This is a genomic window from Sphingopyxis solisilvae (assembly GCF_015475875.1).
Taxonomy (GTDB): Bacteria; Pseudomonadota; Alphaproteobacteria; order Sphingomonadales; family Sphingomonadaceae; genus Sphingopyxis; species Sphingopyxis solisilvae.
The window spans coordinates 130,945-145,062 of sequence record NZ_JADKYM010000003.1; the positions used below are offsets into that span (position 1 = coordinate 130,945).

Below are 14,118 nucleotides of genomic sequence, written 5' to 3' on the forward strand. Positions count from 1 at the left end.
TGCGGCCTGTTGTTCGCGCAGCTATTCGGCATCGTCGCGGATAATTCAATCGCAATTCGCAACCCATTCGACGGTTGAAGTTTGCGGCGCACAATTTTTTCTCAATTGCGGCGTGGCGCCCACAGGCCTAGGCCAGCGTCACAGGTTCGCAAGATTCAAGGCAGAAGATAAGATGGCGACAGCGGTAGTGGACGAAGCCGACAAGCGGCAGTCCCCCCTCTCGGATGCGGTAGTAGTCAGATTTGCAGGCGATAGCGGCGACGGAATGCAATTGACCGGTGGTCAGTTTACCCTGTCCTCGGCGCTTGCGGGCAATGATTTTGCGACCTTCCCCGATTTTCCGGCAGAGATCCGCGCCCCGCAAGGGACGCTGTTCGGCGTGTCGGCTTTCCAGATCAATTTTGGATCGTCGGCGATCGATACCGCGGGCGACGCACCCGATGTGCTGGTCGCGATGAACCCGGCGGCGCTCAAGACCAATGTCCCGTCGCTGAAGCAGGGCGGGTTGATCATCGCCGACGAGGGCGAGTTCAACGACCGCAACCTCGCCAAAGCGAAGTATGACGCGAACCCGCTTGAGGATGGCAGCCTCGCGAAATGGCAGCTGCTGAAGCTGAATATCAGCCAGCTGACGATGGATGCGGTGAAGCCCTTTGGCCTTGGCAATAAGGAGGCGCTACGCTGCAAGAATATGTGGACGCTGGGGCTGGCGCTCTGGATGTTTGACCGCGACCGTGCGCCGCTGATCGACTGGCTCAACGCGAAATTCGCGAAGGCTCCCGACTTGGCGGCGGCGAACGTGGCGGCGCTCAACGCGGGGCACGCCTATGGCGAGACCGCCGAGCTGGCGGGGCCGTTGAAACAGCATCATGTCGATCCCGCGCCCGCGGCACCGGGCCTTTATCGCACGCTGACGGGCGCCGAGGGCGTCGCGCTCGGTCTTGTCGCCGGGGCGCAACTGGCCAAGCTGCCGATGTTTTTCGGCGGCTATCCGATCACCCCGGCATCGGCGATCCTGCATCACCTGTCGCGGCTCAAGGAATATGACGTCACGACCTTCCAGGCCGAGGATGAAATCGCGGCGATCTGTTCGGCGATCGGCGCCAGCTATGGCGGCTCGCTCGGCGTGACCAGCTCGTCCGGGCCGGGTATCGCCTTGAAGGGCGAGGCGATGGGCCTTGCGATCATGACCGAGCTGCCGCTGGTCATTGTCAATTCGCAGCGCGGCGGTCCCTCGACGGGCCTTCCGACCAAGACCGAACAGTCGGATCTGTATCAGGCGGTCTATGGCCGCAACGGCGACGCGCCAATGCCGGTGATCGCCGCGCGCTCGCCCGGGGACGCGTTCGAATGCGCGATCGAGGCAGTGCGGATCGCGGTGCAATATATGACGCCGGTGATGCTGCTGACCGACGGTTATATCGCCAACGCCGCCGAACCGTGGAAAGTGCCCGACCTCACCGCCTATGAAGCTTTTCCGGTCGAGTTCCTGACCGAGGTGCCGGAGGGCGGCTTCAAGCCCTATGGCCGCGACGAAAAGCTCGCGCGTCCGTGGGTCAAACCCGGCACGCCGGGGCTGCTCCACCGCATCGGCGGGATCGAGAAGGAAGTCGACACCGGCCACATCAACTATGCGCCCGCCAACCATCAGGCGATGACCGATATCCGCAAGGACAAGATTGACGGCATCAAGGTCCCCGATCAGGTCGTAGAGCTGGGCGCCGAGGGCGGCAAGCTGGCGGTCGTCGGCTGGGGCTCGACTTTCGGCCCGATCCATCAGGCGGTACGCCGCAAGCGCGCCGAAGGCGCGGACGTCAGCCATGTCCATATCCGTCACATCTGGCCAATGCCTGCAAATCTGGGTGAGCTTTTGAAGAGCTATGACAAGGTGATCGTGCCCGAAATGAATACGGGGCAGCTCAAGACCGTGCTGCGCGACCAGTATCTGGTCGATGCGCGGCCGGTGAACAAGGTGTCGGGCCAGCCCTTCACCATCGCCGAAATCGAAGCCGCCATCGAGGAGGCATTGAAGTGAACCAGGTTACTCCGATCACCCGCGCCACGACGCTCAAAGACTGGGAAACCGATCAGGAAGTGCGCTGGTGCCCCGGGTGCGGGGACTATGCGATCCTGAAGGCGGTGCAGCGCACGATGCCCGAGATCGGCACCGCGCCCGAAAACACCGTGTTCATCAGCGGCATCGGCTGCTCGTCGCGTTTCCCCTATTATATGGAGACCTATGGCTTCCATACGATCCACGGCCGTGCGCCGGCGTTCGCGACGGGGTTGAAACTGGCCAATCCGAACCTTGATGTGTGGATTGTTACCGGCGACGGCGACGGACTGTCGATCGGCGGGAACCACACGATGCACCTGATCCGCCGCAACCTCGATTGCCAGATCATGCTGTTCAACAACGAGATTTACGGGCTGACCAAGGGGCAATATTCGCCGACGAGCCGGGTCGGCACGACCAGCCCGTCGACCCCTTATGGCTCGGTTGATCGCCCGGCGCAGCCCGCGGCGTTTGCGCTGGGCGCCGGATCGCGCTTCGTGGCGCGCGGCTTCGACGTGTCGAAGAAGCTGCCCGAGGTGCTGAAAGCCGCCCATTCGCACAAGGGCGCCGCCTTTATCGAGATTTTCCAGAACTGTATCGTCTATAACAAAGACGTGTTCGTGGATTTTGCGGCCCCCAAGGGCGCCGAGGATCGCCAGCTCTGGCTCGAGAATGGCGAACCGATGCTCTATGCCAAAGGCACCAAGGGCATCGCGCTCGACGCCGAGGCGCTGCACCTCAAGACCGTCGATGTCGTCGATGGCGACTGGCAGGCCGCGGGGGTGATCGTCCATGACGTCACCAACCGCGGCGTCGCGCATATGCTGGTCGAAATGCGTTTCGGGGAGTTCCCGATGGCGCTCGGCGTCCTTTATGACGACCCCCGTCCGACCTTCGAAGCCGATGTCTGGCGTCAAAATGCCGCAGCCGCCGAGGGCAAGACCGCCGATCTGCAGAGCCTGCTGAAAAAGGGACAAACCTGGACGGTAGCCGAGGGCGGTCCGGACCTTTAGCGGCGCAATTTCCGGCGGACCATGCACCGGTCCGCATCGCCGATTGCAATGCCGCGCGATCCGCGCCACCAAGCGGCGATGGATAATCTGACGCATAGCATGGTCGGCGCGCTGGTCGGCCAGTTGGGATTGAAGAAAAAGACCGGGCTGGCGATCCCCACCCTGATCCTGGCGGCAAACCTGCCCGACATCGACGCCGCGTGTCTGTTCTGGCTCGACGGCGACCAGCATCTGGGCTTTCGGCGCGGTATCACCCATGGCCCGATTGCGATGCTGGTGCTGCCCGTCCTGCTGTGGGGGGCGATGCTGGCGTTCGACGGCTGGCAGACGCGGCGCGGCACGCGGCCCGCCGCGCGGTTGCCGATTGACAAGGCTTGGCTGCTGTCGCTCGCCTATATCGGCTGCCTCAGCCATCCGGCGCTCGACTGGCTGAACAATTACGGGATCCGGCTGCGCGAACCTTTTTCGTCGCGCTGGTTCTATGGCGACAGCATCTTCATCATTGACCTGTGGGTATGGGTCGCGCTGGGCTTGTCCCTGTGGCTGTCGCTGCGCCGCGAGCGGGCCGGTGCTGCGCATTGGACACGCCCTGCCTGGGTCGGATTTTTCGCTGTTTGCGGTTATATTTTCGCCAACGGTCTGATCACGGGAGCGGCCGAGCGCATGGGCAAGGACGCGCTCGTGGCCGGCGGGCATCGCGAACCGCTGGTGGTTGCCAGTCCGCCGCCACTGACTTTCTGGCGGCGCGACATTTTCTGGCGCACCGCCGATCGATATGGCGCGGGCAGCTTCACGCCCGGCGTTGGCGGCACCATCGACCTCAGCGGACGGCCGACCGGCATGGACGACGCGCGGCTGCCGCTCTGGCTGATGGGTGATCCCAATGCGCGCGCCTTTCTGTTCTGGGCGCGGATGCCGGTGGCGCAGCGCGACGGCGATGCCATCCTGCTCCGCGACCAGCGGTTCATGCACCCGCTGGCGCAGGACCGCTTTCAGGTTCGTCTCACCGCGCCTGACACTGCGACGCACTACGAATGACCGCGCCCGTCATCCTGTGGTTCCGGCGCGACTTACGTCTGTCGGATCAGGCGGCCGTCGTCGCGGCGGCAGCCGAAGGGCCGGTGATCCCGGTTTTCATTCTGGACGACGAGACGCCCAAACATCGCCGCATGGGCGGCGCATCGCGGTGGTGGCTGCACCATAGCCTGACCAGCCTGGATGCCAGCCTGCGCGAAAAAGGGTCGCGGCTGATCCTGCGGCGCGGCAAGTGCGACGACCAACTCACCCAAATCGCGCAAGAAACGGGCGCCACGCGGGTCCATTGCCTGCGGCATTACGAGCCGTGGTGGCGCAATGCCGAAAGGGCGGTCGCAAAGCGGCTCGATCTGGTCTGCCATGACGGCAATTTCCTGCTGCCACCGGGGTCGCTAACGACCGGCGGCGGGACGCCGTACAAGATCTACACCCCTTTCTGGCGCGCGTTGAAAGAGCAGATGCCGCCCGCCGCACCGCGCAACCGTCCGCGCGATATTGGGGCGCTGACGCGGTGGCCCGCATCGGACGCGCTGGCCGACTGGAACCTGATGCCGACCAAGCCGGACTGGGCCACCGGTTTTGGGGCCGAATGGGAACCGGGGGAGGCGGGCGCGCGCAAGCGGATTGCAGCCTTTGTCGACGAGGCGGCCGATTACGACCGCCAACGCAACCTGCCGTCACGCGAGGGCAGTTCGCGGCTGTCGCCGCATCTGCATTTCGGCGAGGTGTCGCCGGCAACCGTCTGGCACCGGACCGCCGACGCCGGCGGTTCGGTGGACATATTCCTCGGCGAGCTCGGCTGGCGGGATTATGCGCAGAATATCATTCTGCAATTCCCGGATTATGGCGCCCGCAGCGCGCGGGACGCCTTCGACACCGACTTGCCGTGGCGCAGCGGCGCCGCTGCGGACGCGGATGTGCGCGCCTGGCAACAGGGCCGCACCGGCTATCCGATCGTCGATGCCGGGATGCGCCAGTTATGGGCGACGGGGTGGATGCACAACCGGGTGCGGATGATCGCCGCCAGTTTCCTGATCAAGCATCTGCTGATCGACTGGCGCCGCGGCGAGCAATGGTTCTGGGACACGCTCGTCGACGCCGACTACGCGTCGAATGCGGTCAACTGGCAATGGGTGGCGGGCAGCGGGGTCGATAGCAATATGTTCCCGCGCATCATGGCGCCGCTGACGCAGTCGGAAAAATTCGATGCGGCGGACTATATCCGGCAATGGGTGCCCGAACTGGCGACTTTGACCGAACCGGCTATCCACGATCCCGACAGCTTCGGATGCCGTCCCCGGACCTATCCGGAAAAGATCATCGGGCATCGCGAGGGGCGGGAACGCGCTTTGGCGGCGTATGACGTCATGAAGGCGCGAGGCAACTGATTGTCAGCCGCCCGACTTTGGGGCAGGACGTGATGATGAACACGCATGTCAGCCCGCGCCGCGGCCAGCAACTGCTCAGCGCCGACCGTGCCTATCGCAGCGGCGCTACGCTGGCACGGCTGATGGCGCTGGCGCCGGCGGGCCTTTATCACCGGTTGCTCGATCGCATCGACACGGGGCTGATGTCCGGCACGATCGAAGCGCACACGCCCGACGGCAGCGTCCGCCTGATCGGCGGGCGCGGCAGCGGGCCGACAGCCGTCGTGCATCTGCACAGCTGGGCAGCACTGGCGCGACTGGCAATGTCGGGCTCCGTCGGTTGGTACCGCGCGTGGGCGGCGGGCGAATGGAGTTCGCCCGACCCGGTGCCGCTGTTCGACCTGTTCATGCGCAACGCGCGGGCGCTGGGCGACGTCGCGCGCGCGCGCGGGCCGCTGCGCTGGGTGAACAAGCTGGTCCATATGCTCCGTCGCAACGATCGCCGCGGCGCGAAGCGGAACATCCATGCCCATTATGATTTGGGCAATGATTTCTATCGCTTGTGGCTCGATCAGGCGATGAATTATTCAAGCGCTCTGTTCGCCGACCCGGCGCAATCGCTCGAGGAAGCACAGACGGTCAAGATCGATGCGATCCTCGACCGGCTCGATCTGCGATCGGGTAGCCGGTTGCTCGAAATCGGTTGCGGCTGGGGCGCGCTGGCGGAGCGCGCAGTCGAGCGTCACGATGTCATCTACACCGGCATCACGCTGTCGCCGTCACAAGCCGAGATCGCCGACGCGCGGCTTGCCGCGGTCGATCTGTCGGGTCGCTCACGCATCGAGCTTTGCGATTATCGCGATGCGCGGGGTCCGTATGACGCCATTGCCAGCGTCGAGATGGTCGAAGCCGTGGGCCAGGCCTATTGGCCCGCCTATCTCGACGCGATCGCGCGGCTTCTGCGGCCCGGCGGCAAGGCGGCGATTCAGTATATCCTGATCGATGATGCGCTGTTCGAGCGCTATGCGGCGAGCAGCGATTTTATCCAGGCCTATATCTTTCCGGGTGGCTGCCTGATTTCGGAAAGCCGGCTCCGCGCGCTGGCGGAGGAACGCGGGCTTGTCTGGCGCGATGTCCGGCACTTTGGCGGCGATTATGCCGAAACCTTGCGCCAATGGCGCGAGCGCTTCGACGTGGCCGTCGTCAATGGCCAGTTGCCGGCAGGCTTCGACGATCGGTTTGTGCGCTTGTGGCGTTATTACCTGCAATATTGCGAGGGTGGGTTTCGCGGCGGCGGCATCGACGTCGCGCAAGTGACGCTGGAAAAATCAGCCTGAAAACAGGGGAGAGGAAAGCTATGCGACGATATCTGGCAGCGGTGCTTTTGTGCGCGGCGGCGACCGCCTGCACGGCACCGGCGCCCACCCAAACCACCGACACGCTGCCAAAGGACATGAATGTGCTGTTCTGGACCCAAGATCAACGCGACCTTGCTTTCCGGACGATGGAGACGGTCCCGAAAGTGGTCGTCAACACCATCGAAGCAAGCGATGCCGTCTATCCGTTGCCACAGGGGCAACCGATCGAACTGGGTGCCGACGTCGATGCCTATATGGCCAGACAGCGCCACGCCGGGCTGATCATTGTCCAGGACGGCAAGATCCGGCTCGAGAAATATGCGTTGGGCTATGGTGCCGCTGGCCGCTGGACCAGCTTTTCGGTCGCCAAGAGTTTCACCTCGACGCTGGTCGGGGCGGCGGTGAAGGACGGCTATATCAAGAGCCTGGACGACAAGGTGACCGTCTATATTCCGGGGCTGAGGGGCTCGGCCTATGACGACGTGTCGGTGCGCCAGTTGCTGACCATGACATCCGGCGTCAAATGGAACGAGGATTATACCGATCCGAAATCCGACGTCGCACTGTTCAACCTGCAAAAACCCGTGGCGGGCGAGGATGTAACCGTCAGCTATATGAAGACCTTGCCGCGCGATGTTCCGGCAGGGTCGAAATGGCTGTACAGCACCGGCGAAACAAATTTGATCGGCGTGCTGGTGTCGAGCGCGACGGGTAAAAGCTTGTCGGCGTATCTGTCGGAAAAAATCTGGAAACCGTTCGGGATGGAGCAGGATGCGGTCTGGATGCTGGGGGCGACCGGGCACGAAATCAGCGGATGCTGCATCTCTGCAAGCCTTAAGGATTACGCGCGCCTCGGCCAGTTTGTGCTTAACGACGGCGTTGTGGACGGGGTCAGGATCGTCCCGGATGGCTGGTTCGGCGCCGCGACGACAAAGCAGGCCGATATCGGCCTGCCAGGCCGTGGATACGGCTATCAATGGTGGACCAATGACGATGGCAGCTTTGCCGCGCAAGGCATCTTCGGCCAAGGCATCTTCATCGACCCGAAGCGCAAGCTGGTGATCGCGTCGAACGGCAACTGGCCCACCGCAACCGATCCCGAAGGCGTCGGCGCGGCGCGCGAGGCGTTCTACAAGAGCGTACAGGCGGCAGTGGATCGCGAAGCGAAATAGGGAAAAGTGTCGCCCCGGCGGTGGCGACGGATTATGCGGTAACGGTCGCTGCGGCCCGCTGCGCGAGCCACGCGGCTGCAAGCGGAACGGCGACGCCCAGCGCCATGATCCACCATGTGTCGGCAAAGTCGACGGCGGTATAGAGCGCAGCGCCGATCACGGCGCCTGCGACGACCCATCCCGCGCCCGTTCCGCCGGAGACGCGCATGGCAAGCCAGCTGCCGGCGAAGGTGGCAAGGAACCAGCCGATGATCAGCGCGACGGTGGATCCGATCGGGATCAATATCTCGCCGGTCGCCGTATCATATTCGGCGGGGGAAATTTCGCTGCCGACATATTGTGCCAGCCAGACCAGCCCGAACGCCACCGCGATGCCGATCGCCGCTGCAATTACTGTCCGCACAATGTTTCCGGTCATAGCTGAACCCTTGCAAATCCGTGGTCGGGTTGCTCTAGTGCCGGAAAACAAAGATGGCGTTAAGCCTTTTCCATGACCTTGGGCAGCGCGTGGATCGCGGTGCTGTCGAAACCGTCGACCATCAGCTTCGCGACGAATTCGCCTACCGCGGCGGGTTCCTTGATGCTGCCCGCATCTTCGCCGGGATAAGCGCGCGCGCGCATCTGGGTGCGCGTTCCGCCGGGATCGAGGATCGCGGTCCGCACGGTCGAAATGTTGCGCATTTCGGCGCCATAGCTGGTTACCAGCACCTCCAGCGCCGCCTTCGACGCCGCATAGGCGCCCCAATAGGCGCGCGGTTCGCGCGCCACGCTGCTCGACAGCGCCAGCAAGCGGCCGTTCGCGGCGCGGCGCAGCAGCGGGTCGAAATTGGCGATGAGTGCCTGCTGCGCGATGAGGTTGAGCGTCAGCAGCTTGTTGAATTCCTTGCCGTCGATCGCCGCGACGGGGGTCAAGGTGCCGAGCATGGCGGCGTTGAGCACCAGCATGTCGAGTTGCTGCCAGCGCTCGGCCATCGCGCTCGCCAGCCGCGCGATGCTGTCGCCGTCGGTCAGGTCGAGCGGGGCGATCGTCGCACTGCCGCCTGCCGCGTGGATGCGGTCCTCGAGCGCCTCAAGCCCGCCCGCGGTGCGCGCGGTGATCACAACATGCGCGCCGCGTGCTGCGAGCGATTCGGCGATGGCCTCGCCGATGCCACGGCTAGCGCCGGTGACGAGCGCGACCTGTCCCGCCAGTTCTTCAGACCTTGTAATCATTGAGTCAGACAACCCGTTCGGCAAGCAGTGAAAATTGGTCATCCAGCCCATGCTCGTCGAAATCGGTGAGCGCGGTCGGATAGTCGCCGGTGAAGCAGGCATCGCAATATTGTGGCGCGTTGTGATTGCGGTCGCTTTCACCCAGCGCGCGGTACAATCCGTCGATTGTCAGGAAGGCGAGGCTGTCGGCATTGATGAAATTCGCCATCTGGCCGACCGTCATCTGTGCCGCGAGCAGCTTGGCGCGCTCGGGCGTATCGACGCCGTAAAAGCAGCTGTGCGAGGTCGGCGGGCTGGCGATGCGCATGTGAACCTCGGCCGCACCTGCGTCGCGCATCATCTGGACGATCTTCAGGCTGGTCGTACCGCGGACGATCGAATCGTCAATGAGCACGATCCGTTGGCCCGCGATCAGCGCGCGGTTGGCGTTGTGCTTCAGCTTGACGCCCAGATGACGGACCTTGTCACCCGGCTGGATGAAGGTGCGTCCGACATAGTGCGAGCGGATGATGCCCAGCTCGAACGGAATACCCGATTCCTGCGCATAGCCGATCGCCGCAGGGGTTCCCGAGTCGGGCACTGGAATGACCAGATCGGCGTCGACCGGGTTTTCGCGCGCCAGTTCGGCGCCGATCGCCTTGCGCACCGAATAGACGCTGGTGCCGTCGACGATCGAATCGGGGCGCGAGAAATAGACATATTCGAAGATGCAGGGCCGGGGACTATGGTCAGCAAAGGGACGGTGTGACGTCAGCTTGCCGTCGCGGACAATGACAAGTTCGCCCGGATCGACCGAGCGGACAAATTCCGCGCCGACGACGTCGAGCGCGACGGTTTCCGATGCCAGGATATGTGCGTCGCCGAGTTTGCCGATCACCAGCGGACGGATACCGAGCGGGTCGCGGCAGCCGATCATGCCCTCCGCAGTCAGGCAGATCAGCGAATAGGCGCCTTCGACCTGTTTCAGCGCGTCGATGAACCGGTCGAGCAGCGACCGATAGCTCGACGTCGCGACCAGATGGATGATGACTTCGGTGTCGCTGGTCGATTGGAAGATCGAACCGCGGCGAACGAGCACTTTTTTGAGCGCCGCTGCATTGGAAATATTGCCATTATGCGCCACGGCGAAGCCGCCGGTGGATAGATCGGCGAACAACGGCTGGACGTTGCGCAGCGCGGTTTCGCCGGTCGTCGAATAGCGAACATGGCCGACCGACGAACCGCCCTGCAATTGGCGCATGATCTCGTCGCGATCGAAATTGCCGGCGACATGGCCCATCGCGCGGTGGGTGTGAAATTCCTTGCCGTCAAAAGCGGTGATGCCGGCGGCTTCCTGTCCACGATGCTGGAGGGCGTGAAGGCCCAGCGCCACGACCGCAGCGGCGCTGTCGGCGCCGTGAATGCCAAAGACGCCGCACTCCTCGCGGAGTTTGTCGTCGTCGAAAGGATGTGTCGTGAGCATGACGGTCCAGCAGCGAGGGCAGTGACTGGCGCGCATATAGGGAGGGCAATCGCAGTTGTCGCCCCCTATTCACGATAATGTCATCGCGGACCTTGGCGATGGGGTGACAGCGGCTCATTACCTGCTCTAAGACACTGGCCATGGCCGACCAACGCGACACTGCCGACCGTTTTTTGCCCCGTTTCGACGGGGCGGGTCTGGTGACGGCAATTGTCACCGACGCCAGTACAGGCGTGCTGTTGATGGTCGCACATATGAATGCCGACGCGATCGAGCGGACGCAGGCGACCGGCAAGGCGCATTTCTGGTCGCGGTCGCGATCGGCGCTGTGGCGCAAGGGCGAAACGTCGGGGAACGAACTGACGCTGGTCGAAATGCGGGTCGATTGCGATCAGGACGCCCTGTTGCTGCGGGTCCGGCCAGCGGGGCCGGCGTGCCACACGGGGCGGCGCAGCTGCTTTTACCGGCGCGTCGAAGCCGACGGCTCGCTGGTTTTCCTGGATGATGATGCCCATAGCTAAGCGATTGATTGCGGCGGCACTGTTGCTCGTGTCGGGTTGTGACCGACACGGGACCGGCACAGCCGATGCGCAGATCGACGCCGACAATCCGCTGGAGATGGCCGCGCGCGAACGCGGGGTCGTCCGCGGCGACGCGACATCGCCGGTGGGCGTGTTCGAGCGTGCGCACGATCTGGGCCGCGACGCGATGTGCGTTGTTCCTGACGGTGCCGGGCAGTGGCGGTTTGCGATGACGGCATCCTTTGGAACAAGCCTGTCCTGCGCGGCAAAGGGAACGATCGTTCGGGACCGCGACGGCTGGCGCATGCGCTTTGCCGGTCACGAAGGCTGTGAAGCATCCGTGCGAGAGGAGGAGGAAGAATTGCGCCTGCCGGGGCAACTGCCGCCGGAATGCGCCAGCCTGTGTCCCTCGCGCGCTTCGCTTTCGGGCCTGCGCTTGCCGCGGGCCAGCTGGTCGGCGGCGGATGCAAGAGGCTTGCAGATTGGCGACGAACGCGGCATTATGAATCGGCCCTGTGCAGGTTGAGCCGCAGCACAGCAGTGCGATTTGGCGCTATTGACGTTCACGTCAACGGAAACTAGTTTCGGCGGCATGACCGAACCTTACGGCCACTCGCATATCGACACCCCCGATCATCTCGGGCGCGAACAGTTCAGCATTACCGACCTGTCGACCGAGTTCGGCGTCACCGCCCGCGCGTTGCGTTTTTACGAGGACGAAGGGCTGATCAGTCCGTCGCGCAAGGGGTTATCGCGGATCTATTCAAAGCGTGACCGCGCCCGGCTGGCGTGGATATTACGCGCAAAACGGACGGGATTCAGTCTGGCCGACATCCGCGAGATGATCGACCTGTACGACGTCGGCGACGGCCGCAAGCTGCAACGCCAGGTCACGATCGAGAAATGCGAGCAGCGCATCGCCTTGCTGCAACGCCAGCGCGAGGATATCGACAGCGCTGTCGAAGAATTGTCGCGATTCATCGCTATGGTGAAGAAAGTCGACGCCAGCCAAAAGGCCGGTTGAGCCTCGCCCCGGGCAAGTTACCATTGCCAACCCGATTTTCAGAAGGATTTCCCATGCCCGTCTATCGCGCACCTGTGCAGGACAGCCTGTTTCTTCTCAACGATGTACTGGGGGTCGAGCGTTATGCGAACCTGCCGGGTTTCGCCAACGCCACTCCCGACATGATCGAGGCGGTTCTTACCGAAGCCGGCAAATTCTGTGAAGAGGTGCTGTTCCCGATCAACCAGTCGGGCGATCTGGAGGGCTGCAAACGCCACGACGACGGATCGGTGACAACGCCCAAGGGCTTCAAGGAGGCGTACAAGGCCTATTGCGAGGCGGGCTGGACGCTACTGACCCAGCCCGAGGAATTTGGCGGACAGGCGCTGCCGCACGTCGTCGGTTTTCCAGTCGAGGAATATCGCATGGCGGCGAACCAGGCCTTTGCCATGTATCCGGGGCTGACGCAGGCCGCGGTCGCGGCGATCCTGGTCAAGGGATCGGACAAGCAAAAGGCGACCTATTGCCCCAAGATGATTTCGGGCGAGTGGGGCGGGACGATGAACCTGACCGAACCGCATTGCGGCACCGACCTGGGGCTGATCCGCACCCGCGCCGTGCCCAATGGCGACGGCAGCTATGCGATCACCGGGACCAAGATCTTCATTTCGTCGGGCGAGCATGACCTGACCGACAACATCGTCCATCTTGTCCTCGCCAAAACCCCCGACGCGCCCGACAGCGTCAAGGGCATTTCGCTGTTCATCGTGCCCAAGTATCTTGTGAACGAGGACGGATCGCTGGGCGACCGCAACACGCTGCAATGCGGGTCGATCGAGCACAAGATGGGCATCCACGCCAATTCGACCTGCGTCATGAACTATGACGGCGCCAAAGGCTGGATGGTCGGCGAGGAGAACAAGGGCCTCGCCGCGATGTTCGTGATGATGAATGCGGCGCGCCTTGGCGTCGGTATCCAGGGGCTGGGGCAAGCCGACATCGCGTTCCAGAATGCGGTCGCCTATGCGCAGGACCGCCGTCAGGGGCGGGCGCTGACCGGGCCGCAAGACCCGCAGGAAAAGGCCGACCCGCTGTTCGTTCACCCCGACGTGCGCCGGATGCTGATGGATGCCAAGGCAACCGTCGAGGGACTGCGCGCGCTGTGCCTGTGGGGTGCGTTGCAGGTCGATCTGGCGCATGTGGCCGAGACCGAGGAGGAGCGCCAGCGCGCCGACGACCTCGTCAGCCTGCTGACCCCGGTGATCAAGGGCTATGGCACCGACAAGGGCTATGACGTCGCGACCAATGCGCAGCAGGTGTTCGGTGGCCATGGCTACATCGAGGAATGGGGCATGAGCCAATATGTCCGCGATGCTCGCATCACGATGATTTACGAAGGCGCCAACGGCGTCCAGGCGATGGACCTGGTCGGGCGCAAGCTGGCGCAGAATGGCGGGCGTGCCATCCAGGCGTTCTTTGCGGTCATCGACGGCGAATGCGCGCGCGCCAAGGACAACGCGGACCTCGCCGATTTCGCGGGCCGGCTGGAAAAGGCGAACGGCGAACTGAAGGCCGCGACGATGTGGTTCATGCAGAACGGCATGGCGAATCCCAATAATATCGGCGCCGGTGCGCATCATTATATGCACATCATGGGCATCGTCGCTCTCGGATCGATGTGGCTGATGATGGCCGAAGCGGCCCAGAAGGCGCTGGCCGAAGGCCGCGGCGACAAGGCGTTTATGGAAGCCAAGCTGGTCACCGCGCGGCACTTTGCCGAGCGTTTTCTGCCCGATGCCGGTGCCCTGCGCCGCAAGATCGAGGCGGGCAGCGAGGCGATGATGGCGCTGACGCCGGAGCAGTTCCACGCTGCCTGACGACATCGCGGGGAACCATCGCCCGCGCCGTGCGTGGCGTGG

At 63.7% G+C, this 14,118-nt stretch carries 13 protein-coding genes; 10 read left to right on the forward strand and 3 right to left on the reverse strand.

The features are described from left to right. Positions 1–172 precede the first annotated feature (172 nt). The 6 genes from IR187_RS03690 to IR187_RS03715 all read left to right on the forward strand — a co-directional run bounded on the left by IR187_RS03690 (position 173) and on the right by IR187_RS03715 (position 8,001). Positions 173–2,035 (forward strand): 2-oxoacid:acceptor oxidoreductase subunit alpha, encoded by a 1,863-nt coding sequence (locus IR187_RS03690; protein ID WP_194953360.1) that lies wholly within the window; start codon positions 173–175, stop codon positions 2,033–2,035. Next, positions 2,032–3,069, forward strand: coding sequence for a 2-oxoacid:ferredoxin oxidoreductase subunit beta (locus tag IR187_RS03695; protein WP_194953361.1), 1,038 nt, complete (start codon positions 2,032–2,034; stop codon positions 3,067–3,069). Before IR187_RS03690 ends, IR187_RS03695 begins: the two co-directional genes overlap by 4 nt. 78 nt (positions 3,070–3,147) lie before the next feature. Continuing rightward, complete coding sequence (locus IR187_RS03700; protein ID WP_194953362.1) at positions 3,148–4,107, forward strand: metal-dependent hydrolase; 960 nt, start codon at positions 3,148–3,150, stop codon at positions 4,105–4,107. Further along, positions 4,104–5,492: a cryptochrome/photolyase family protein gene (locus IR187_RS03705; protein ID WP_194953363.1), complete on the forward strand. Its 1,389-nt coding sequence runs from the start codon at positions 4,104–4,106 to the stop codon at positions 5,490–5,492. Before IR187_RS03700 ends, IR187_RS03705 begins: the two co-directional genes overlap by 4 nt. Positions 5,493–5,527: 35 nt before the next feature. Further along, on the forward strand, positions 5,528–6,808 hold the full coding sequence (locus IR187_RS03710) for an SAM-dependent methyltransferase (RefSeq protein WP_194953364.1): 1,281 nt from the start codon (positions 5,528–5,530) through the stop codon (positions 6,806–6,808). Between the two features lie 20 nt (positions 6,809–6,828). After that, positions 6,829–8,001 (forward strand): serine hydrolase domain-containing protein, encoded by a 1,173-nt coding sequence (locus IR187_RS03715; protein ID WP_194953365.1) that lies wholly within the window; start codon positions 6,829–6,831, stop codon positions 7,999–8,001. Between the two features lie 31 nt (positions 8,002–8,032). Here IR187_RS03715 and IR187_RS03720 read toward each other — a convergent pair whose 3' ends face one another. Genes IR187_RS03720 through purF form a run of 3 tightly spaced genes read right to left on the reverse strand, consistent with a single transcriptional unit; the run spans position 8,033 to position 10,675 of the window. Further along, positions 8,033–8,419 carry a hypothetical protein gene (locus IR187_RS03720; protein ID WP_194953366.1) on the reverse strand — a complete coding sequence of 129 codons (387 nt, stop codon included), beginning with the start codon at positions 8,417–8,419 and terminating at the stop codon, positions 8,033–8,035. Positions 8,420–8,478: 59 nt separating this feature from the next. Then, a complete protein-coding gene (locus IR187_RS03725) occupies positions 8,479–9,213 on the reverse strand; it encodes an SDR family NAD(P)-dependent oxidoreductase (protein WP_194953367.1) in 735 nt (244 codons plus the stop codon). Between the two features lie 4 nt (positions 9,214–9,217). Further along, positions 9,218–10,675, reverse strand: coding sequence for an amidophosphoribosyltransferase (gene purF / locus IR187_RS03730; RefSeq protein WP_194953368.1), 1,458 nt, complete (start codon positions 10,673–10,675; stop codon positions 9,218–9,220). A gap of 140 nt (positions 10,676–10,815) precedes the next feature. Between purF and hisI the strand changes: the two genes are divergently transcribed. The 4 genes from hisI (at position 10,816) to IR187_RS03750 (ending at position 14,076) form a co-directional block, all read left to right on the forward strand. Continuing rightward, the gene (gene hisI, locus IR187_RS03735) at positions 10,816–11,196 is read left to right on the forward strand and encodes a phosphoribosyl-AMP cyclohydrolase (RefSeq protein WP_194953369.1); all 381 of its coding nucleotides are present in this window, start codon (positions 10,816–10,818) and stop codon (positions 11,194–11,196) included. Then, positions 11,183–11,722 (forward strand): hypothetical protein, encoded by a 540-nt coding sequence (locus IR187_RS03740; protein WP_228765519.1) that lies wholly within the window; start codon positions 11,183–11,185, stop codon positions 11,720–11,722. Before hisI ends, IR187_RS03740 begins: the two co-directional genes overlap by 14 nt. Before the next feature lie 66 nt (positions 11,723–11,788). Further along, a complete protein-coding gene (locus IR187_RS03745) occupies positions 11,789–12,220 on the forward strand; it encodes a MerR family transcriptional regulator (protein ID WP_194953370.1) in 432 nt (143 codons plus the stop codon). 53 nt (positions 12,221–12,273) lie between these two features. Then, positions 12,274–14,076 (forward strand): acyl-CoA dehydrogenase C-terminal domain-containing protein, encoded by a 1,803-nt coding sequence (locus tag IR187_RS03750; protein ID WP_194953371.1) that lies wholly within the window; start codon positions 12,274–12,276, stop codon positions 14,074–14,076. The last annotated feature ends 42 nt before the right edge of the window (positions 14,077–14,118 follow it).